16 protein-coding genes are annotated in these 20,922 nt (G+C 62.5%); 10 read left to right on the top strand and 6 right to left on the bottom strand.

Going from position 1 to position 20,922, the window contains the following annotated elements:
* Nucleotides 1–625: 625 nt before the first annotated feature.
* Together OJ996_RS25390 and OJ996_RS25385 are read right to left on the bottom strand one after the other, a co-directional pair.
* The gene (locus OJ996_RS25390; RefSeq protein ID WP_264516568.1) at nucleotides 626–2,221 is read right to left on the bottom strand and encodes a sensor histidine kinase; all 1,596 of its coding nucleotides are present in this window, start codon (nucleotides 2,219–2,221) and stop codon (nucleotides 626–628) included.
* The gene (locus OJ996_RS25385) at nucleotides 2,221–2,934 is read right to left on the bottom strand and encodes a response regulator transcription factor (RefSeq protein ID WP_264516567.1); all 714 of its coding nucleotides are present in this window, start codon (nucleotides 2,932–2,934) and stop codon (nucleotides 2,221–2,223) included. The genes OJ996_RS25390 and OJ996_RS25385 overlap by 1 nt, the downstream gene beginning before the upstream one ends.
* Before the next feature lie 387 nt (nucleotides 2,935–3,321).
* Here OJ996_RS25385 and OJ996_RS25380 point away from each other — a divergent pair, with 387 nt between their 5' ends.
* A complete protein-coding gene (locus OJ996_RS25380; RefSeq protein WP_264516566.1) occupies nucleotides 3,322–3,831 on the top strand; it encodes an EF-hand domain-containing protein in 510 nt (169 codons plus the stop codon).
* 239 nt (nucleotides 3,832–4,070) lie between these two features.
* On the opposite strand, the gene OJ996_RS25375 is transcribed toward OJ996_RS25380, so the two are convergent.
* Nucleotides 4,071–4,655 (bottom strand): prepilin-type N-terminal cleavage/methylation domain-containing protein, encoded by a 585-nt coding sequence (locus OJ996_RS25375; RefSeq protein ID WP_264516565.1) that lies wholly within the window; start codon nucleotides 4,653–4,655, stop codon nucleotides 4,071–4,073.
* A gap of 180 nt (nucleotides 4,656–4,835) precedes the next feature.
* Here OJ996_RS25375 and rnr point away from each other — a divergent pair, with 180 nt between their 5' ends.
* Complete coding sequence (rnr, locus tag OJ996_RS25370) at nucleotides 4,836–7,175, top strand: ribonuclease R (protein ID WP_264516564.1); 2,340 nt, start codon at nucleotides 4,836–4,838, stop codon at nucleotides 7,173–7,175.
* Between the two features lie 138 nt (nucleotides 7,176–7,313).
* Nucleotides 7,314–8,189, top strand: a complete 876-nt coding sequence (locus OJ996_RS25365; RefSeq protein ID WP_264516563.1) for a YdgA family protein — start codon at nucleotides 7,314–7,316, stop codon at nucleotides 8,187–8,189.
* Between the two features lie 20 nt (nucleotides 8,190–8,209).
* Here the strand turns inward: OJ996_RS25365 and OJ996_RS25360 are convergent, their stop codons facing one another.
* Nucleotides 8,210–8,794, bottom strand: a complete 585-nt coding sequence (locus OJ996_RS25360; RefSeq protein WP_264516562.1) for a hypothetical protein — start codon at nucleotides 8,792–8,794, stop codon at nucleotides 8,210–8,212.
* Between the two features lie 986 nt (nucleotides 8,795–9,780).
* On the opposite strand from OJ996_RS25360, the gene OJ996_RS25355 reads away from it, so the two are divergent.
* The 5 genes from OJ996_RS25355 to OJ996_RS25335 are packed head-to-tail and all read left to right on the top strand — an operon-like array spanning nucleotide 9,781 to nucleotide 15,535.
* Complete coding sequence (locus tag OJ996_RS25355; protein WP_264516561.1) at nucleotides 9,781–10,473, top strand: CerR family C-terminal domain-containing protein; 693 nt, start codon at nucleotides 9,781–9,783, stop codon at nucleotides 10,471–10,473.
* Complete coding sequence (locus OJ996_RS25350; RefSeq protein ID WP_264516560.1) at nucleotides 10,470–11,534, top strand: HlyD family secretion protein; 1,065 nt, start codon at nucleotides 10,470–10,472, stop codon at nucleotides 11,532–11,534. The genes OJ996_RS25355 and OJ996_RS25350 overlap by 4 nt, the downstream gene beginning before the upstream one ends.
* Before the next feature lie 15 nt (nucleotides 11,535–11,549).
* Nucleotides 11,550–13,289 (top strand): ATP-binding cassette domain-containing protein, encoded by a 1,740-nt coding sequence (locus tag OJ996_RS25345; protein WP_264516559.1) that lies wholly within the window; start codon nucleotides 11,550–11,552, stop codon nucleotides 13,287–13,289.
* A complete protein-coding gene (locus tag OJ996_RS25340) occupies nucleotides 13,286–14,413 on the top strand; it encodes an ABC transporter permease (protein ID WP_264516558.1) in 1,128 nt (375 codons plus the stop codon). Before OJ996_RS25345 ends, OJ996_RS25340 begins: the two co-directional genes overlap by 4 nt.
* A 9-nt stretch (nucleotides 14,414–14,422) precedes the next feature.
* A complete protein-coding gene (locus OJ996_RS25335) occupies nucleotides 14,423–15,535 on the top strand; it encodes an ABC transporter permease (protein WP_264516557.1) in 1,113 nt (370 codons plus the stop codon).
* 7 nt (nucleotides 15,536–15,542) lie between these two features.
* On the opposite strand, the gene OJ996_RS25330 is transcribed toward OJ996_RS25335, so the two are convergent.
* Nucleotides 15,543–16,007, bottom strand: a complete 465-nt coding sequence (locus OJ996_RS25330; protein WP_264516556.1) for an RDD family protein — start codon at nucleotides 16,005–16,007, stop codon at nucleotides 15,543–15,545.
* A 134-nt stretch (nucleotides 16,008–16,141) separates the two neighbouring features.
* On the opposite strand from OJ996_RS25330, the gene OJ996_RS25325 reads away from it, so the two are divergent.
* Nucleotides 16,142–17,152, top strand: coding sequence for an NHL repeat-containing protein (locus OJ996_RS25325; RefSeq protein ID WP_264516555.1), 1,011 nt, complete (start codon nucleotides 16,142–16,144; stop codon nucleotides 17,150–17,152).
* A gap of 95 nt (nucleotides 17,153–17,247) precedes the next feature.
* Here the strand turns inward: OJ996_RS25325 and OJ996_RS25320 are convergent, their stop codons facing one another.
* Nucleotides 17,248–17,838: a lipid-binding SYLF domain-containing protein gene (locus tag OJ996_RS25320; RefSeq protein ID WP_264516554.1), complete on the bottom strand. Its 591-nt coding sequence runs from the start codon at nucleotides 17,836–17,838 to the stop codon at nucleotides 17,248–17,250.
* A 196-nt stretch (nucleotides 17,839–18,034) separates the two neighbouring features.
* Between OJ996_RS25320 and ppdK the strand changes: the two genes are divergently transcribed.
* Entirely contained in the window at nucleotides 18,035–20,884 is a 2,850-nt protein-coding gene (gene ppdK, locus OJ996_RS25315; protein ID WP_264516553.1) for a pyruvate, phosphate dikinase, read from the top strand.
* The last annotated feature ends 38 nt before the right edge of the window (nucleotides 20,885–20,922 follow it).

Below are 20,922 nucleotides of genomic sequence, written 5' to 3'. Positions count from 1 at the left end.
ATGCAGATCCGGACGGTTCCGGGGCGTCGGAAGGGGTGAAATTGCCGTCACACGGGGTGAAACGGAGGGTTGAGGGGGTGGTTTCGAGGCGGGAAAGGTCTGGAAATGTCTGTGGATCGGGTTTTCGGGGGGGTGGATCGGGAGCTGGAGGGGTTTTACCGCGGATGGCGCGGATCTCGCGGATGGTTTGAGGGCGGGATGGGGGTGAAGGAGGAACCACGGAATACACGGAAGACACGGAAAGGGGGCGGAGGGAGGATTGATACTAGGGGTGTAGTAGTTGGAGGATGGTCGGGCGGGGACGAGTCCCCTGCCCTGCTTGAGGAGCGGCGGGGAGGGGTTGGGGCTTATTACTATGTATGTAGTAGGTAGTGGGGATGGGACGGCGAGGGCGGGGCCTTGCTTCGCCGGTCCCGGGAGGGCGTTTGAGCGAAGGAGAGCGGCGCTCCTTGGGGCGGACGCGCGCTGCCGGAAGGACGAGAGTCCTTCCGCTACATGAGGCTGAGTGCAGCTGCCGGGGGTGGCTTCGTCCGCCTGAAGGCGGGACTACTTACCCTTGGGGGCGGGCGGTGGGGTGGGGCCTTGCTGACTGAAGTCGGCGCAGCCAGTCACGTATCTCCCCCTGCTACTTGGCGGGGAGGCGGAAGACGAGGGCGAGGCCTTGAGGGGTGTTGGCTTCGGCGCGGACGGTGCCGTGGCAGGCTTCGATGCCGGAACGAACGATGGCGAGGCCGAGGCCGGAGCCGCCGGCTTCGCGGGTACGGGCGGCGTCGGGACGATAGAAGGGCTCGAAAAGGCGCGGGAGGTCGGCGGGGTCGACGCCGGGTCCACTGTCGGCAATCCGGAGTTCGACGTGATCGCCATCGCGGAAGGCGGAAATCCGGAGGGTGCAGGTATCGCCACCGTGGTTGCGGGCATTCCGGAGGACATTCGCGATGGCGCGGGCGAGGAGACTGCGATCGGCGTGGACGGTGAGGCCCTCGGGAATTTCGATCGCGGCCTGCTGGCCGGGGCACTCGCGGGAAAGCGCGAAGTCCACGATCGGGGCGAGCTGGACTTCTTCCAGGCGCACGGAGCCTGGAGCAGTACTGGCCTTGGTGAAGGCGAGGACTTCCGAGACGAGGCGGGAAAGCTCCCCGACATCCTCCTCGATCGAGTCGAGGCGGACCTGTTGCTCGGGGGTGAGCCCGAACTCGAAAACACCGAGACCGGTACGGATGCGGGCGAGCGGCGAGCAGAGCTCATGGGCCACATCGCCAAGGAAGCGCTTTTGGCCGCGGACGAGGCGGTCGAGCCGGGAGGCCATGCTCTCGATGGATTCACCGAGGACACCCAACTCATCCGAGCGCGAGGCCCCGACCCGGACGTCGAACTTCCCGTCCGCGATGGCCTCGGTGGCTTTCGAGAGCCGCGACAGGTAGCGGGTGATGCCGAAGAAGAAGGGTGCCCAGAGGAGAAAGCTGAGACCAAGGACCGCAAGGGCGCCGGTAATCCAGGGCTTCAGATTGAAGAAGAGGCCATTCCCGGAAATATCGGGAGCGCGGAGGAGCAGGAGCCCGTGGAGGGGCTGCTGGACGCGGGGCTCGAAGAGCGGAATATCAATCCCGGCCCAGTAGCCATTTCCCCGCTCGCCGCGCATGAGGAAGTCCGGGCGGGCGCGTGGACGGAGGTCGCTGGCGATCTGGGGCCGGTCCGGTCCATCCATGGGTGGGCGGCCGCGGGGTCCGCGCGGTGGGGGCGGTCGGTCACCCCGGGGACCCCGAGGCGGGCGATTGTCCGGGGAACCATCGAATTCGGCGAGGAAATCCTCGTCATCGGGAGGACCATCCGGGCGATCGGCACCGGGCCCGCGCGGCGGGCGGGGGGCAGGGCGCCGAAACTCATTGATGCGGCGATCGACATTCGCGGGGATTTTCTCTGGTGGAGTGCCGATCCAATCGCCGGGAGCAAGTTGGAGGTAGAGCTGCACGCCGAGCTTTTCCTGATGGCGTTCCAAGATCCCGCGCCACTCGGGGCGGGACGAGTTACGGAGCTCGGTGGCGATTTCCTCGCCGGCATCGCGAAGGCGCTCCCCGGCGGTGCCGCTGAGAAAGGAATCGAGCCCGAGGCGCAGCTGCCAGGCGACGAAAAGGTAAAATGCGGCCGCGAGGACGCCGAGGTGGACGAGAAGCCAGAGCAGCATCTTCGCCATCAGGGGGAAGCGGGCGCGGCCTTGTTTCATCACTCGGGCACGGAGCCGTCCTCCAGTTTGTACCCGACTCCGCGGATGGTGCGGATGAAGCGGGGCTGCTTCGGATCATCCCCTAGCTTGCGGCGGAGTTGGGAAACGTGGACGTCGATCGAGCGATCGAAGACATCGAAGCGGCGCTCGGAAACTTCTTCTAACAAAGCCTCGCGGGTTTTGACCCGGCCCTTCGCTTTCAGGAGGCAGGCGAGGATGGCGAACTCGAGGGCGGTGAGTTCGAGGGCCTCGCCGCGGACACTGGCGACGTGGGTATCCTGATTGAGGACGAGATCGCCGCAGGTGAGATCCTTCGCGGGGGCCTCGCTTTCGGTGATGGCACTGCGGCGGGTGACGGCGCGGAGACGGGCAAGGAGCTCCCGGCTGGAGAAGGTCTTCGGGAGATAGTCATCCGCTCCGAGTTCGAGGCCGACGATGCGGTCCGCCTCCTCGCCCATGGCGGTGAGCATGAGGACGGGGATGGAAGAGGACTTGCGGAGCTCGCGGAGGACCTCGAAGCCATCCATGCCGGGCATCATGACATCGAGAAGGACGGCCTCGTGCTTGCCGGTGCGGGCGGCCTCGAGGCCTTCGGGGCCGGTGTGGCGCATATCGACCTGCCAGCCGTGGGGCGCGAGGTAATCGCGAATGAGGCCGCAGAGCTTGCGGTCGTCATCGACGACGAGGAGAGGCCGGGAGGGCGCAGGGTTCATGCGGATCCGAAGATGATGGAGAGGCGGGCGAGAGGCGATGGGATTTACGCGGGCTTAACAAAAGGGAGATGGCGGATGGCGGATGGCGGATGGCGAGGTGGAGCAACAAGGGGTCGTCAAACGGAGAGGCCAGCAGCCGGAAGGACGAGAGTCCTTCCGCTACCAAAAGGCAGGTTTTACACGAAAAGTTCGGGGTCCACACACGAGCTTAACAATCGGGCTGTTCCCTTGTCGGCGGATGACGGTTGTCCGCTGCGAAACCAAGAAAGGACGAGGATCATGAAAACGACAGTCACATCAATGGCAGCGGCCGTGCTGGCGAGTCTGGCTTGCCCGGCACAGGAGGGCCCGCAGGGTCCCCCACCCCACCGCCCACCGCATCCCCCCATGCCGCTGCTGAAGGCGCTGGATGGCGACGGCGACGGGAACATCTCCGCGGCAGAGATCGAGGCGGCGGCCACGGCGCTGAAGAACATGGATCGCAACGGTGATGGCACCGTAAGCCCGGAGGAACTGCGCCCGAAGCCGCCGGAAGGAGAAGGATCTCCCGAAGCGCCGCGCGATCCGAGCTATGAGGCGACGCCACGACCAGATGCGCCAAACGGCGGGGAACAGGAAGGTGGCGCGAAGCCGCAGCGCCCGAGGCATCCGATGCCGCCGCTGATGGCTACGATGGACACGAACCGGGACGGCAAGCTTTCCACGGAAGAAATATCTCAGGCCCCGGAGTCGCTGGTGAAGCTGGACCGCAACAAAGACGGCGAGCTGACCCCACGCGAACTGCATCCGCCGAGGCCGCCACGCGAGGACCACGAGGAGCAAGAGGAGGCTCCGCGCGGTCCAGACCGTGGCGGCAGAGCCGGTCAACGACAAGGCCCTCCCCCCACAGGGCGTTGACCGGGAGACGGAAAGCGGGGCGGCATCCCAGTATTGGAGGGAGGCCGCCCCGCGACCGTTGGGGAGGAAATCATCAATCACCAATCTTCCAATCATCAAGCGGAGTGCGCGCTGAAGCACGGCAGGGAGATGCTGGATTCGGAGCGGAAGGGCACTACCACTACGGGAACACAAAAGAAAACCCGCCGCGGCGGTGAGCCGGGGCGGGTGAAATTCGTGAAGCGCGGAGTAACGGACGATTACCAGGTCTGGATGTCGTCGCCACCGCCGACCTTACCGTCAGCGCCGTAGCTATAGACGATGATGGTGTCGCGGACGATATTGCCCTGCTTGAAGGGGTCTTCCAGCTCGCCATCATACTCGGTATCGAGCTTCAGGTAGAAAGGCTTGCCCCAAGCGTCGTAGAGCCCGTCCGGGCGGGCGCCGGAGCCACCGTTGCTGTAAACCAGGCCACCCTTGGCCTTGGTCTTGTTGATCTTGAAATTGCCGAAAGCGATCTGCTTCTTGTTCTGCATCGAGTCACTGACCTCTTCCTTACCAAGAAGGATGGTGAGGAGTTCGGCACCGGCTTCGCCATCGGTCTGGGCTTCATCGCCTTGAGCGCCGAAGTCCGGAAGACGGCTGTACTCGCTGTTGAAAGCCTGGATGGCCTGCTTGAGCGCGCGGGCATCATTGGAGGTCTGGAGCTTCTTGGCCTTGGTCATGGCCATGTTCGCGGCGCCGAAGCTCATCGCGGCAAGCACCACGATGATGGAGATGACGACGAGAAGCTCGACGAGGGTGAAGCCGCTGGCTGCGCGGCGGGCTACGGGACGGGTTTTCATGTGAATAGGGTCTGCGTTAATTAGGAATTTCGTGAAAGAAAGCGGGACGAGGGGCCGGTGGCAATCCCGCATTTCACGAGCTATCTTGCCGGTGAAGGTAATGCCGCCAAGCATTCTGCCAAGAGCTTTTCAGGGTCGGGCATTGCCACAAGGAGGTTTGCAGTCCATGGTTAGGAAAGTATGGAACGAGAAGAATTGCGGGGCACGTTGCTCCGCGTGATGGGGGGGAAGGGTTATCGCCCGATGAACAAGTCGGAGCTTTCCAGGGAACTGGACCTTTCCACCCACGACCGCCCTTTGCTGCGGTCGGAACTGGCGGCGATGACCCGGGAGGGCAAGATCGCCGAAGGCAAGAAGGGACGCTACGAGCTGGCGAAGGTCGGCGGATCGAACCACCTGCGGGGGGTGATCCGCTTCCTGCCGCGCGGTCATGCGTGGTTTTACCCCGATGCCGGAGATGCGGAAAACCTGGAGACGGGGATCGACCTAAAGAAGTACTCCCGCCTGCACGTGCCGCGCCGGGATACTGGGACTGCATTGGAGGGGGACCGGGTGATCGTGTCCTTCCACATCCCCCGCCCTGCCCAATGGCGCCAAGGGCGTCGGCACGAGGCGGAGGAGGAACCGGATGCGCGCGGCAAGGTGGAGAAGGTCGTCGAGCGGCGCAGCGGACGGCTGGTGGGAGTCTACCGGAGGAAGGGCAAGTTCGGCTGGGTGGAAACGGAGGATCCGGCGGTGGACGGACAGATCGACCTGAACGGCGATACGACGGCGGAGCCCGGGCAGTTGGTCGTGGTGGATCTCGACCGCTGGGACAAGCAGCAGAATCCGCGTGGACGGGTGATCGAGGTGCTAGGATGGCCCGGTGATGCGGGAGTGGATATCCTGGCGGTAATCCACCGGCAGGGCCTGCGGACCTCATTCCCGGAAGAGGTGCTGAAGGAGACGCACAAGATCGGCGACGAGGTGGACCCGGCGGAAATCGCGCGGCGCGAGGATTGGCGGGACCGGCTGGTCATCACCATCGACCCGGCGGATGCGAAGGACCACGACGATGCGATCTGGGTGGAGAAGCACGGCAAGGGCTGGACCCTGGCGGTGCACATCGCGGATGTATCGCACTACGTGAAGCCGAAGACGGCACTGGATAAGGAGGCTTCGGAGCGCGGGAACTCGACCTACCTGGTGGACCGGGTGCTGCCGATGCTGCCGCCCGAGCTGAGCAACGGGATTTGCTCGCTGAAGCCGGACGTGAACCGCCTGACGAAGTGCGCGGTGATCGAGATCTCGCCCACCGGAAAGGTGAGCAAGACGACTTTTTGCGATGCGGTGATCAACAGCCAGGCGAAGCTTTCCTATGAGCAGGCGCAGGCGATCCTGGATGGCAAGCCGGCCCCGGAGGGATCGGTGGAGGGGCTTGAGCCGATGGTCAAGGAGGCTTGGGCGATGGCATCGGTGCTGCGCAAGAAGCGCTTCGCCGATGGCGCGCTGGATCTGGAGATGCCGGAGATCCGGGTGAAGCTGGATGACAGGGGGCGGGCGATCTCGGTGCACCAGGTGGAGCACACGGCGAGTCACCAACTGATCGAAGAATGCATGCTGCTGGCGAACGAGGCGGTGGCGCGGATTCTGAAGATCAAGAACAAGCCGACGATCTACCGGGTGCACGAGGACCCGGACTTCGGGAAGCTGCACGAATACACCGAGACGGCACGGGCACACGGTTACCAGCCAGGCGACCTGACGAACCGGGCGCATATCCAGAAGTTGTTAGACGCTTCGAAGGGGCGTCCGGACGAGCACCTGATCAAGCTGGGCCTGCTGAAGAGCCTGAAGCGGGCGGCCTATGCGGCGGATCCGTTGGGGCACTATGGATTGGCGAAGGCGGACTACTGTCACTTCACGAGCCCGATCCGCCGCTATGCGGACCTGGTGGTGCATCGCTCGCTGCAGCCCTTCCTAACGAATGCGCCGAAGAAGGCGGACGCGGTGCCGGGGCAAACGGCATTGGCGGAATTCGCTCGGCACATTTCCGATACGGAGCGGGCATCCGCGGAGGCGGAGAACGAGACGAAGCAGATCAAGATGCTCGAGTATCTGTCGATGTGCGCGAAGATGCCGGAGCCGCCGACATTCGATGGAGTGATCACCGACGTGCGGATGATGGGCCTGATGGTGGAGGCGACGGAAATCGGCGCGCGCGGGGTGATCAAGCGGGAGGATCTGCCGCGGGGCGAGTGGCGCTTCGAGCAGGCGCAGATGCGCTTCGTGTCACGCGGCGGGCTGCAATTCCAGCTCGGGCAGAAGATCAAGATGCAGGTGCAGCGGATCGACTTCCAAGCGAAGTTCATCGACTTCCGGATCTCGGGAGAAGGGGTGCCGGTGGAGGGAACGAAACTGGAGAAGGTGGCGTGGAAGCCTTCCGCCGAGAAGCCGGAGAAGGAGAAGAAGCGGAAGTTCGAGAAGACATGGCCGCCGAAGGGGAAGAACCGGGACAAGAAGAAGGGGAAGAAGAAGTGATCAGTGCCGAGTAATCAGTGATCGGTAAAAAGACCGGGATGATAAATCCGCGGCGGGTCGGCGCTGTGGGGGTGTATGAAAAAAATACTTCCTCTAGTGCTGGCGGCTTTGGTGATCGGGATCGGGGTGGGGTGGTTGATGAAAACTTCCGCTCCGGTATCTGAGAAGAGTACCGAGGGAAGAGGCGGGGTGACGGGAAGAGTGCCGGAGGGCTTTGCGGCGGCAGGCGAGGATTCGACCGGAGAGGAGACGAAGGAGAGAGCGAAATCCGGACCGAGACCGCCCCGGGAGCGGAAGGGACGGATCTCGCCGGATGCGAAAGAGATGGTGGCACGGATACAGAGTTCGCTGGACGAGCAGCGCTCGAAGAAGATTGCGGCGAGGATCTCAGACCTGGTGGCAAAGCTGGGGTTGAATCCGCAGCAGGAGGCACGCTTGAAGGCGCATCTTGAGGGACAGAAGCCGGAGGTGGCAATCGACGGGGATGAGGGAAGTATCCGGTTGAATGCCAAACAGACGATGTCCCCGAAGGAACAGGCGGAGAGCCTGGACAAGCTGATGAAGGAGATGCTGACGGCAGACCAGCACGAGGCCTACGAGGGGAACAAGGAAGCGGAGCGCAACCAGCGGATCGAGGCTCGGACGCTCCGTGACATGGCATCGCTTTCGCAGGCGGTATCGCTGCGGGAGGACCAGAGGGATGCGGTGTACGAGATCTTGCAGAACGAAGCCCGGGCTCAGGTGGATCAATCGGCGGAAGGAGGGATGCAAATGGGTGCGTTCATGAATGCGGAGTTTGCAGCTCCTGCGGGAGCAGAGGCAACAGTGGTGCAGATGAATGTGGATGGCCCGGTGGATGGCATGGATCACGAACAAATCATGGGCAAGGTGCGCGAGCAGGAGCAGGCGCGGATCGACAAGCAGGTGGAGCGCTTGAGCGGTGTGCTGGATGCAACCCAACTCGCGGCCTACCGGAGCCATCTGGAGCAGGGCCCCTTGTTGATCGGGCCGTGATGGAGCCCTTTCACAGATAGCTACCAAGTTTGAATATCGTCCTTTCCACCCAGTTGGCCATCCTTGCCGAAGCTATAAACGAGCACCGATTCGCTTATGAACTTGCCGGGTTCGAGGGGATCTTCGATCCGGCCATCCTGATCGGCATCGAATTTCACATAGAAGGCATTTCCCCATGAATCGAAAAGCCCCTCCACCTCACTCCGCTTGTCGCCATCTCGATAGACAAGACCGCCATTCTTCCGGCGCTTGCTGACCCTGAAATTGGCGAAGGAGATTCTTCTCCGGTTTTGCACCGAATCGCCGGCTTCCTCTTTAGCGAGGAGAATGGTCAGGAGCTTGGCACCAGCTTCGCCTTCGGAACGGATCTCCTCGCCCCGGACACCGAGATCGGGAAAGCTCTTGTATTCCATCTCGAAGGCTTGGATCGCCTGTTTCAAGGCCCTTGCGTCGTTGGAGGCTTGTAGCCTTTCAGGCCGGCGCGGGGGATGGTAGCCGCCCGCCAGCCAAATCACGAAAGTAACACCGAGGACCAATAACAAAAATTTCCGAAGCTCAGGAAGATGATCCAACATCGTCCATAGGCTGGAGGGATCGTCAGCCAACACCAAGCCCGGATTCGACTTCAACTTGCCACTCCATTGCGGGGAACCGGTGGAGTCTTCCACCGCCGGAAGCACGAGGACAGCCACCATCCTGTCAAACCCAGAGCGAGCAGTGCTCCGACTAGCAGCGACCACTTAAGCGTTCTCCGATCCGAAGCGAAGCCACCTTCCCAAGTGAGGACGTCATCCGCGGTGCCTTTCTTGCTCGAGAGACCGCGCATCGTTGGCAGTCATGAGCCTCTTGGATCTGGACATCGACATGCCACAACAAGATCCGAAGGTCCACATCGAGAGAAGGACGACGAAGAGGAGGCCCCCCAATAGGCAAGCCCATGGAGTGGAGGAGCGTTTCTTCATGCGACCAAACGTAGGATGCGGGAGATGTGAGCCGACCCAATCCTGATCACCAAGTGCGGACGTCATTCTTGATTCCTTTCTCGCCGTAAGCCTTGGGGCGCAGGTCAAGGCGCACAATGCAACATGACCCGTAAAAATGTGCAGATTCTGCAACTTGACAATCACAGAGCAAGAATAGGTAGACACCACAAGTCACTGATAATGGCTGTTTTTGCGGCTTTGGCACATTCTCCGATAAAGAGAGCCGGGCCTTAAGCCCGACACCGAAGACAAAAAGGACAAACCCAAATCCAGCATATGCCCTAACGAATGAAGCTAAGTCTGCCCGAAATCGCTACCATACTGGCTGCCCTGCAGCTTTACCGGGAATCCGGATACGGAAATCCCGAAATGTATCGGTGGGTGTCACCCCGGATCACCGCAATCGCCGATTGGTCCGGAAGGGTGGAGCCTCTTGAAGACAAAGAGATCGACGTCTTGATGAGCCGTATCCGGGCTTCCGGTGAGGCTCTGGCCTAACATCCAACGAATCCAGCGATCGCCTCTCGCGGGGCGGTCGTTTCGGCGTGACGGCAGCAAGCAATTATACATTCGTTTGACATTTTCATACGATCGTCCAATTTTCTGGCGTGCAGCGGGAACTGTTTCCGACGAGTCCGAACAAGGGCGAGCAAGCCCGGCGCAGGCTATTGCTGGCCGCGCTGAAGAAGTTCGGGGAGAAAGGCTACGAGAATGCCTCGGTGCGGGAGATCGCGGACGAGGCGGAGCAGAACGTGGCAGCGATCGGCTACTACTTCGGCAGCAAGGAGCGGCTTTATGCGGCGGTGCTGGAGGGAATCGGCGAGCATTTGCGCGGCGTGTTTTCCGAGGTCGCGGCGGAGTCGCGGGAATTACTGGCAAGTGGCGAGCCGGACGTGGCGACCGCACAGAGCATCATCAAGCGGATGCTGCGGACCCTGCTGGGCGAGCAACTCGAGGGGAGCGAATTCGAGAAGATCCGGCTGGTGATGCTGCGCGAGCAGGCGGCGCCGAGCGAGAACTTCGAGCTGCTCTACCAGAAGACCCTCAAGCCGATGCACGAGCTTTTCACGCGGACGGTGGGAATCACCACCGGTGAAGATCCCACCTCGACCAAGCTGATCCTGCGGACCCACGCGATGTTCGGGCAGGTCCTGGCATTCACTCTGGCGCGGGCGACGATCCTGCGGCGGCTGGGAGTGAAGAAACTACAAGCGGCCCACAAGGTCATGATCGCGGAGCTCCTGGACGAGCACGTGGATCTGATCTGCGGCGGACTCGCATGGAAAGGAAGCGAACGATGAAAAAAGCCATACCGGTGATCCTGTTGCTCGGCGTGCTAGCTGCGGGCGGGTGGTACTTCTACGGGAAGTACCGTAACGAAGAAGACGCACTGGTGCTGCACGGGAACGTGGACATCCGCGGGGTCGACCTGGGATTCCGAGTCTCCGGCCGGATCGCGGAGGTGCTGAAGGACGAGGGCGATGCGGTGAAGGCGGGCGAGCTGCTGGCGCGGATCGATGCCGAACCCTACCAGCGCGAGCTCGACCAAGCGAAGGCCACACACCTGCAGGCGGTGGCCTCGCTCGAACAAGCGAAGGCCAGTTTGGTCCAAGCAAAGGCCGATGCCGATCTCAAGCGCGCGGGATATCGCACCGAAGAAGTGGAGCAGGCGCGCGCCAGTCTGGCCCAAGCAAAGGTGACGATGGAGAACTCCGAACGCGCCTACCAACGGCAATCCACGCTGGTAAAGACGAACGGTGTCTCGCGCCAGAACTTCGAGAACGCGGAGGCGGCCTATCATGAAGCGGAGCAACGGATGAAGGTGGCCGAGGCCAGCTTGAAGCAGCTCGAATCGGGATTCCGGGTGGAAGAGGTGGCGGCAGCCGAAGCAGGTGTGGGAGCCGCGCAGGCGGCAGCAGGTGCAGCGGAGGCCGCGGTGGTGAGGGCGGAAGCAGCCGTGAAAACGGCAGAAATCAAGCTACAGGACACCGAACTGAAGAGTCCTTCGGACGGCATCGTCATCACCCGGGCGCAAGAACCCGGCGCTATCGTGCAAGCCGGGCCCACGGTGCTCTCGCTCTCGCTGGAGGATCCGGTATGGGTAAGGGCTTACGTTCACGAACCCGAGCTAGGCAAGTTCCCGCCGGGGACGAAGGTGGAGGTGCTCACGGACGGACGCCCGGACCAGCCCTTCCACGGTACGGTCGGCTTCGTTTCTCCACGCGCCGAGTTCACGCCGAAGACGGTGGAGACCCAGGAGCTGCGGACCTCGCTAGTCTATCGCATGCGGGTGGTGGTGGATGACTCGGACGGCTCGCTGAGGCAGGGGATGCCGGTGCGGGTGCAGAGAAGTGCCGAGTGATCAGTGATCCGTGCGATGCAGGAGAATCCGACAGACGAGGTGGTAATCCGCTTCGAGGGGGTGACGAAGACCTTCAAGGGGATGGAGTCGCCGGCGCTGGATGAGGTTTCGGGCGAGGTGCGGAAGGGCCTGATCACGGGATTGGTCGGGCCGGATGGCGCGGGGAAGACGACGCTGCTGCGCTTGATCGCAGGGCTGATGGAACCGAACCGGGGGACGATCCGGACGCTGGGGAAAGACCCGATCGTCGATGCCGCGGCGATCCGGGGCGATGTGGGCTACATGCCGCAGAAGTTCGGCCTGTATGAGGATCTGACGGTGCTGGAGAACCTGACGCTGCAGGCGGATCTGCGGCATGTGACAGGGCAGGAGCGAGAGGAGTCCTTCGAGCGGCTCCTGAGCTTCACCGATTTGAAGCGCTTCACCGGGCGCTTCGCCGGGAAACTTTCAGGCGGCATGAAGCAGAAGCTTGGCTTAGCCTGTGCGCTACTGGGAAAGCCCAGGCTGCTTCTCTTGGATGAACCGGGCGTGGGGGTCGACCCGATCTCACGGCGCGAGCTGTGGGGAATGGTGGAGGATCTGGTGAACCAAGGAATCGCGGTGGTATGGAGCACGGCCTACCTCGATGAGGCCGAGCTGTGCGGGACAACGGTGGTGCTGAATGAGGGCAAGCTGCTCTTCAGCGGCACGCCGGCGGAGATCGCGAAGCCACTGGAAGGGCGGGTATACCAACTGCGCGAACCCGGCGAGAAGAAGCGCAGCCTGTTGACGAAGGCGCTCTCGCGCCCGGAGGTGAGCGACGGGACGATCCAAGGACACAGCTTGCGGCTGACCTTGAGGAAGGATGCAGGACGCTTCGATCCGAAGGAGATCGGCGCGGAGGAGAGCGCCGAGTGGGTGGAGGTGAAGCCACGCTTCGAGGACGCTTTCATCGACCTTCTGGGTGGCGGACCTCCGGGCGATTCCGTGCTGGCGCAGCACACACACGAGATCGCCCAAGACGGGAAGGTGGTGATCGAGGCGTCACACCTGACGAAGCAGTTCGGCGATTTCAAGGCGACCGACGACGTGAGTTTCCAGGTGACACGCGGCGAGATCTACGGGCTGCTGGGCCCGAACGGCGCGGGAAAATCGACAACCTTCAAGATGATGTGCGGACTGCTGACGCCGACGCAGGGCACGGCGAAGGTGGTGGATCTGGACCTGCGCCACAGCGCGAGCGAGGCGCGGCAGCGGCTGGGCTACATGGCGCAAAAGTTCTCACTCTACGGGAACCTGACCGTGGCACAAAACTTGGAGTTCTTCTCAGGGATCTACGGGCTGCAGGGTCGGAAGCAGAAGGAAAAGACCGGGGAGATGGCGGAGATCTTCCACCTGAAACCCTTTCTGAATGCAAAGACGGATTCGCTCTCGCTGGGCTACAAGCAGCGCCTGGCGCTGGCCTGCTCGGTGATGCACGAGCCGGATATCCTTTTCCTGGATGAGCCGACCTCGGGCGTGGACCCGGTGACCCGGCGCGAGTTCTGGACGCACATCAACGGGCTGGTGGGTCGCGGCGTGACCGTGATGGTCACAACACATTTCATGGACGAAGCGGAGTACTGCGACCGGATCGGTCTGGTCTACCGTGGCAAGCTGATTGCGAACGGGACACCGGACGAACTGAAGGAGAGCGTGGCGACAAAGGAGGATCCAGATCCGACGATGGAGGATGCCTTTATCGAACTGGTGACGGGGAAGGAGGAGCCGAGGTGAAGCATCTCTCGCTGCGACGTCTGAAGGCGCTGTGCTGGAAGGAGACGCTGCAGATCTTCCGGGATCCCAGCAGCAACCTGATCGCCTTCGTGCTGCCGCTGGTGCTGATCTTCGTCTTCGGCTACGGGATCAACTTGGACACACCGCGGCTGAGGATCGGGCTTCTAAACGAGGCGACCGGGACGGAGTCCGACGGATTTGCGAAGGCGTTGCAGGGCACGCCCTCGATGGACATCCGGCGCTACGAGGACCGGAAGACGATGGAAGTGGACATCACGAACTCGAAGATCCGTGGCTTCGTGATTATCCCGGAGGATTTCTCGCGGCGGATGAAACAGTCCTCCGACACGGCGCCCTTGCAAGTAGTGGCGGATGGCTCGGAGCCGAACACGGCGCAGTTCGTGAGCGCGCACATCAACGGCGTGTGGCAGATCTGGATGATGCAGCGGGCGGAGGACCGCGGTGAGGAGATGAAGCGGGAGATCTCGCTGGAGCCGCGTTACTGGTACAACCCTTCGGCGGAGAGCCGGAATTTCCTGATCCCGGGATCGATCACGGTGATCATGACGGTGATTGGCGCACTGCTGACCTCGCTGGTAGTGGCGCGGGAATGGGAGCGCGGCACGATGGAGGCGCTGCTCGCCTCCCCCATCACCCGGGCGGAGCTGCTGCTGAGCAAGATCATCCCCTACTACGTGCTCGGGATGGTCTCGCTGGCGATGTGCGTGCTGGCCACGCGCTTCCTGCTGCATGTGCCTTTCCGCGGCGGCCCGGTGGCCCTGTTCATCACCGGCAGCTTTTTCCTGCTGAGTGTGCTCGGCATCGGCCTGGCGATTTCCACCGGGACGAAGAACCAGTTCAACGCGGCGCAGGCGGCCCTGAATGCGGCCTTCCTGCCGGCGATGATGCTCTCGGGCTTCATCTATGAGATTTCGAGCATGCCGGCATTCCTGCGCGGGGTGACCCACCTGATCCCGGCGCGCTACTTCGTCTCGGCTATCCAGACGATTTTCCAAGTGGGCACACCGTGGAAGGTGCTGCTGCCGGACATCCTGTTCCTGATGGCCTCCGCGGCATTTTTCCTGGGGCTGACGGCGCGTCTGACGAAACGCCGTATGGAATGACCTGAGACCATGAACTTCTTCCATCGCATCCGGGCGCTCGTGATCAAGGAGCTGCAGTCGATCGTGGGAAACCCTTCGAGCCGGGCGCTGCTGATCATGCCGGTGATCCTGCAGACCCTGCTCTTCCCGAATGCGGCGACGCTGGAGGTGAAGAACGCATCGATCGCGATCTACAACCGCGACACCGGCGAGGCCTCGAACGAACTCGTGCAGCGCTTCGCGCAGAGCGAGGCTTTCACCGAGGTGATCCCGATCCACTCGCAGGAGGCGCTGGCGGATTCAATCGAGTCCCGGAAGGCGATGCTGGCGGTGAGCATTCCCGAGGATTTCTCGCGGAAGATCGCGGCGGGTGAAACCGGGCCGGTGCAGGTGCTACTGGATGGCCGGCGCTCAAACGGAGCGCAGATCGCCTTCAGCTATCTGCAAGGGATCGCCGAGAACTACATGAAGGAACGGGCCGCGGATGCGGGCCGGGCGATGCCCTCGGAGACGATTGTCCGCTATTGGTATAACCCGAACCTGGACTTCAAAAACTTCCTGCTACCGAACCTCGTGGCGATCATCACGACCATCGGGGCGCTGATCCTGACGGCCCTATCCGTGGCCCGGGAACGTGAACAGGGCACCTTCGACCAACTCATGGTCTCCCCGCTTACACCGGAGATGGTGATGATCGGGAAAGGCGTGCCCGCGATCCTGATCGCCTTCTTCCAAGCCACGCTGATCCTGCTGGCGGCAATCTTCATCTACGATGTGCCCTTCCGCGGAAACCTGGGGCTGCTGTATCTGGGGATGTTCTTCTACGCGCTCTCACTGGTGGGAGTGGGGCTGCTGATCTCCTCCATCTGCAACACGCAGCAGCAGGCATTCCTCGGGGCCTTCTCCTTCATGATGCCGGCGATGATGCTCTCCGGCTTCGCCTCCCCGGTGGAGAACCAGCCGGGCTGGCTCCAGATCCTGAATTGGCCGAATCCGGTGCGGCACTTCGTGGAAATCGTGAAGGAGATCTTCATGAAAGACGCCTCGGCGGACCGGGTCATTTCCCTCGTGATCCCCTTGGCGGGGATCAGCGCGGTGACGATCGGTTGTGCCTCGGCGATGTTCCGGAGGAAGACGGGCTAAGCCCGCATCATGCGGCATTCGCGGAAGACCCGCGAACCGAGGAAGCCCGCACGACGTAGGTCTTCGTAAATGAATCGTGCCAGCCCTTGCCATCCCGATCCAAGAAGGAGAAGGGCTCGAAGGGAATGAATCGGCAGAGGGTGCGCAGGAGGAACTGCATCCGCGTCGGGTGCCCGCCGTGGATATCGATCACCTTGGAGCCCGTAAGAAGTTTCCCGGGCGTGGTGCCGCAGCCTACTTCGAGGACGAGATAGTAGAGAAATATGAGGAGCAGTCTGACCCGACTCTGCTTGGCCGACTCGAGCCACTCCACGACAGGATCAAGGAGTGCAGGCATGGGCAGACTCAGTAGCTGCAGGCAGAAGAAGTGGACGAGCAGGCCGGAAATGAAGCCATCCACCATCCAATGGACCGCCCTCTGCCATTTCGGGCTGAGGTCGAAGGGAGGCAGTGTGTCAGGGAGCTGGTTCACGAGATCTTCCGGGCGGCGCGTATAACCCGGAGCGGGGATCCCGGTAAAGACCGGGCGCGGAGTCACCCATTTTGGCGCGATCCGGGAATCATCGGGGCATTGCCAAATCGGGCGACTTCGCTTGAGTGGGGCCGATGAAATCCACGGCCTTGCTCCTCTTGCTCCCCTCCCTCGCCCTCGCCCACCCCGATCACGGCACGAAGCCGGGCGCGGAAGTGGAAACCGCCGTGCTGACCGGCAACGGTGCGTGGCAATATGAAGCCGTGCCGCACTGGGGCGAACTGCCGGACGGCAAGAACCTGGGCCCGACCCACGGCGGCGTGGTGATCGATGAGAAGACGGGGCTCATTTACGTCTCCACCGACGCCCCTCACGGGATCTTGGTCTACAAGCCGGACGGCAAGCTGAAGGAGACGATCGCGCCGGAGTGCCAAGGCTTCCACGCCATGGCGGTGCGAGAGGAAAAGGGCAAAACCGTACTCTACGGTGCCCAGCTTGGTGGCCCGAAGCCGCTCCGCGTTTGCAAGATCGACACCAATGGCAAGGTGCTGCTGGAGATTTCCCAAGCGACGGCGGGTGAGGTGCAGGGCGGCTGGAAAGGCCTGACAGCGGTGACCGTGGGGCCGAAGGGCGAGATCTTTTGCTCAATGGGCTACGGCGAGCAGTTCATCCACAAGTTCGATGCCGAGGGTAAGCACATCAAGAGCTTCGGCGGGAAGGGCAATGGCGACGGCCAAACGAGCTGTAGCCACGGCATGGCGCTCGACACGCGCTTCGGCGAGCCGCGGCTGCTGGTCTGCGACCGCGAGAACCGCCGCCTTGTTCATTTCGATCTGGAGGGAAACTGGATCGGGGTTCACGCCACGGATCTGCGTCGCCCCTGCACGATCTCGATCCTCGGTGATGCCTGTGCAGTGGCCGAATTGGAGGCTCGCGTGACGATCCTCGACAAGAATGGCAAGCCCGCCGCCTTCCTCGGAGACAACCCGGACAAAAGCCAATGGGCAAACTTCGGCGTGCCTCTGGATCAGATGAAGACCGGAATTTTCACCGCGCCGCACGGCCTGTCCTTCGACAAAGAGGGAAACCTCTACGTGCAGGACTGGAACGCCTCCGGCCGCGTGACAAAGCTGAAGAAGCGCTGAGCCGCGACGGCCTAGAATTTCGAGCTATTTGAGTACGACGTGCGCGGGCTCCGGAAACGGGGCCCGCGCCTGCTATCTACGCCACCGGGTAAGCTTTAGGAACCCGGTTTGATGCGGGTAATCTTGGAGCCCTTCAGGCTGACGCCACCCATCAAACCGCGCTGGTCGAAGATGAAGGCATAGGTGCCACGATCGACCGTCTTGGTGGTGAGTTCGGCCGAGAGACCGCGATCCACGACGACGAGGCTGGGGCTGGTGCCGACCGACCAACCGGCGGCTTGGTTGAGATTCGCGACTTCCTTCGAATCCATCAGGAAGAGCGCGTAGCCGAATTTCTCGACTCCGGCCTGCAGCCCGTAAGAGGCGGCTGCGGTCTGGTAATAGCCGCGCACGGAACCGTCCGCACCGAGCAGGGCGCCGTTCCCGCCCTCCGCTCCGACGACGAAGCCGCCCTTCAGGATATGCGGGAAAACAAGGACTCCCGAAGCCTGCTTGCCGAGACGGCGGGCGGCGGCGTTCTTGGCGTAAAGGTCCTGCAAGGCGGCGCGGGAATCGGCGGCGATCTTAGCGCCGCTGGCGTTCGAGGCATTCGCTTGGGTAACCGGTTCGTGAGCGCACTGGCTCAGAATCACACTGGAAAGAGCCAGCAGGGAGATACGGCAGATGAGGTGTAGTGGTGTCTTCATGGTAACCCTCCACGGTAGGACGTGCCCCGGAGATTCGCAAGGGATCGATCGCATGTGACGGGTTCCACAGGCGGAACTGGTTCATTGACACGGCTTTTCCGGTCGCTAGCCTCGCGCGTCCGCGCCCGGGGGTATGGTGTCCTTTCGCCGTCCCCACGCGCCTTTCGCAAGTCAACCCACTCCAAGCAAACAAGAGATGGCTACCGTGAAGAAGTCCGCCAAGAAGGCGGCCAAGAAAGCGCCCTCCGCCAAGGGCACCAAGTACGTTTACACCTGGGGCGCCGGCAAAGCCGATGGCAACGGGTCGATGAAGGCGCTCCTCGGCGGCAAAGGCGCCAACCTCGCGGAAATGACCCGCATCGGTCTGCCAGTGCCTCCGGGATTCACCATCACCACGGAGGTCTGCACCTACTTCTACGGTCACAAGAAGACCTATCCGACCTCGCTCCAGGCTCAAATGGAAGCCGGCGTGAAGAACATGGAGAAGATCATGGGCTGCAAGTTCGGCGATGCGAAGGGCCTGCCGCTCCTCGTGGCCGTGCGCTCCGGTGCCCGCGACTCGATGCCGGGCATGATGGACACCATCCTCAACCTCGGCCTCAACGATGAGACCGTGAAGTCCCTCGCCGCCGTCACCAAGAACGAGCGCTTCGCTTGGGATTGCTACCGCCGCTTCGTCCAGATGTATGGCGACGTGGTGCTCGGCGTGCAAAAGACCGAAGGCGAAGACCACGAGCCTTTCGAAGTCGTCATCGAAGAATTCAAGCACGAGAAGTATCACAAGGACATCATCGACTCCGACCTGACGGCCGATGACCAAAAGGAACTCGTGAAGCGCTTCAAGGCGCTCGTGAAAGAGCGCACCGGCAAGGGCTTCCCTGCCGATCCTTGGGAGCAGCTCCGCGGTGCCGCCGGTGCCGTGTTCAGCTCCTGGATGAACGACCGCGCGATCGTTTACCGCCGCAAGTACAACATCCCGGCCGAGTGGGGCACGGCGGTGAACGTGCAGGCGATGGTCTACGGCAACACCGGTGACACTTCCGGTTCCGGCGTGGCCTTCACCCGTAACCCTGCCAACGGCGTGAACGAATTCTACGGCGAGTTCCTCGTGAACGCGCAGGGCGAAGACGTGGTGGCCGGTGTCCGCACCCCGGATCCCGTCGCCCTGATGAAGAAGGCGATGCCGAAGCCCTTCGCGGAACTGATGAAGGTCCGCACCATCCTTGAAAAGCACTTCAAGGACGTGCAGGACGTCGAGTTCACCGTGCAGGAAGGCAAGCTGTTCATGCTGCAGACCCGCAACGGCAAGCGCACCGCCGCCGCCGCGCTGAAGTTCTCCATGGACATGGTGAAGGAAGGTCTCATCGACTGGAAGACCGCCGTGCTCCGCAACCCGGCCGACCAGCTCGACCAACTCCTCGCCCCGATCTTCGACCTCGCCGAGGTCAAGAAGGCCAAGGAACTCGCCAAGGGTCTCCCGGCCGGCCCGGGTGCCGCCTCCGGCAAGATCTACCTCAACGCCGACCGCGCCGCGGCCGCCGCTGAAAAGGGTGAGAAGGTTCTCCTGGTCCGCAACGAAACCTCTCCGGAAGACCTTCGCGGCATGATCGCCGCCGAGGGCATCCTGACCGCCAAGGGCGGTGTTTCCTCGCACGCCGCTCTCGTCGCCCGCCAGATGGGCAAGGTCTGTATCTGCGGTGCTTCCGCGATCGAGATCGACTACGACAAGAAGACGGTGAAGGTCGCGGGTGAAACCTTCAAGGAAGGCGACTACCTCTCGATCGACGGCACCAGCGGCACCGTTTACGGTGGCGAGCTGAAGACCGCTCCTTCGGAAATCATCACCGGCATCGTCGATGGCGACAAGGCCGCGAAGAAGACCGAGAAGTTCAAGAGCTTCCTGAAGCTCATGGAATGGTGCGAGCAGGCGACCAAGATGTCCGTCCGCACCAATGCCGACACCCCGGAGCAGACCCGCATCGCGGTGGCCTTCGGCGCCGTGGGCATCGGTCTGACCCGCACAGAGCACATGTTCTTCGAAGGTGACCGCATCGACGCGATGCGCGAGATGATCCTCGCCACCACGCTGGACGCCCGCAAGGCCGCCTTGGCCAAGCTGCTTCCCTACCAGCGCGAGGACTTCACCGGCATCTTCAAGACCCTCAAGGGCATGCCGGCCACCATCCGCCTTCTGGACCCGCCGCTCCACGAATTCCTTCCGCACACGAAGGAGCAGCAACTCGATCTCTCCAAGAAGATCGGCGTGCCGGTGGACAAGATCATCCAGCGCGTGCACGACCTGCACGAGTTCAACCCGATGCTCGGTCATCGCGGTTGCCGTCTCGGCATCGCTTACCCGGAAATCACCGCCATGCAGGCGCGTGCGATCTTCGAAGCCGCGGCTGACGTGGCGAAGAAGAAGATCCCGGTGAAGCCCGAGGTGATGATCCCGCTCGTCGGCTTCGGCAAGGAGTTCGAACTCCAGGCCGAGATCGTCCACACCGTGGCGAAGGAAGTCATGGCCGAGAAGAAGGTCAGCTTCGAATACCAGGTCGGCACCATGATCGAAGTTCCGCGCGGTGCCCTCACCGCCGACGAGATCGCCAAGGGCGCCGAGTTCTTCAGCTTCGGCACCAACGACCTCACCCAGACCGCGCTCGGCATCAGCCGTGACGACATGGGCGCGTTCCTGATGCCCTACATCGAGAGCGAAGTGTTCGCGAAGAACCCCTTCGCGACCCTCGACGCGACCGGCGTGGGCCAGCTGATGGAAACCGCCGTGACCAAGGGCCGCAGCACCCGTCCGAACATCAAGCTCGGCATCTGCGGTGAGCACGGTGGTGATCCGGACTCCGTGAAGTTCTGCCACAAGCTGGGCCTGAACTACGTGTCCTGCTCGCCTTATCGCGTGCCCGTCGCCCGTCTCGCCGCAGCCCAGGCCGCGATCGAGGAAGGCAAGGGTGCCGCTCCGGCAAAGGCTGCCAAGAAGGCCCCGGCAAAGAAGGCTGCTAAGAAAGCAGCCAAGAAGGCCGCGAAGAAGAAGTAAGCCGCAAGGCTAGCTTCCGCTAAATATCGAAGCCGCTC

Origin of the sequence: Luteolibacter rhizosphaerae (genome assembly GCF_025950095.1) — a bacterium.
Taxonomy (GTDB): Bacteria; Verrucomicrobiota; Verrucomicrobiia; order Verrucomicrobiales; family Akkermansiaceae; genus Haloferula; species Haloferula rhizosphaerae.
This window is presented reverse-complemented; position numbering and strand designations above follow the sequence as displayed.

Coding starts and splice junctions, on each gene's coding strand:
- OJ996_RS25390 (WP_264516568.1), bottom strand. CDS start 2,221: ATGAAACAAGGCCGCGCCCGCTTCCCCCTGATGGCGAAGATGCTGCTC.
- OJ996_RS25385 (WP_264516567.1), bottom strand. CDS start 2,934: ATGAACCCTGCGCCCTCCCGGCCTCTCCTCGTCGTCGATGACGACCGC.
- OJ996_RS25380 (WP_264516566.1), top strand. CDS start 3,322: ATGCCGCTGCTGAAGGCGCTGGATGGCGACGGCGACGGGAACATCTCC.
- OJ996_RS25375 (WP_264516565.1), bottom strand. CDS start 4,655: ATGAAAACCCGTCCCGTAGCCCGCCGCGCAGCCAGCGGCTTCACCCTC.
- rnr (WP_264516564.1), top strand. CDS start 4,836: ATGGAACGAGAAGAATTGCGGGGCACGTTGCTCCGCGTGATGGGGGGG.
- OJ996_RS25365 (WP_264516563.1), top strand. CDS start 7,314: ATGAAAACTTCCGCTCCGGTATCTGAGAAGAGTACCGAGGGAAGAGGC.
- OJ996_RS25350 (WP_264516560.1), top strand. CDS start 10,470: ATGAAAAAAGCCATACCGGTGATCCTGTTGCTCGGCGTGCTAGCTGCG.
- OJ996_RS25345 (WP_264516559.1), top strand. CDS start 11,550: ATGCAGGAGAATCCGACAGACGAGGTGGTAATCCGCTTCGAGGGGGTG.
- OJ996_RS25335 (WP_264516557.1), top strand. CDS start 14,423: ATGAACTTCTTCCATCGCATCCGGGCGCTCGTGATCAAGGAGCTGCAG.
- OJ996_RS25325 (WP_264516555.1), top strand. CDS start 16,142: ATGAAATCCACGGCCTTGCTCCTCTTGCTCCCCTCCCTCGCCCTCGCC.
- OJ996_RS25320 (WP_264516554.1), bottom strand. CDS start 17,838: ATGAAGACACCACTACACCTCATCTGCCGTATCTCCCTGCTGGCTCTT.
- ppdK (WP_264516553.1), top strand. CDS start 18,035: ATGGCTACCGTGAAGAAGTCCGCCAAGAAGGCGGCCAAGAAAGCGCCC.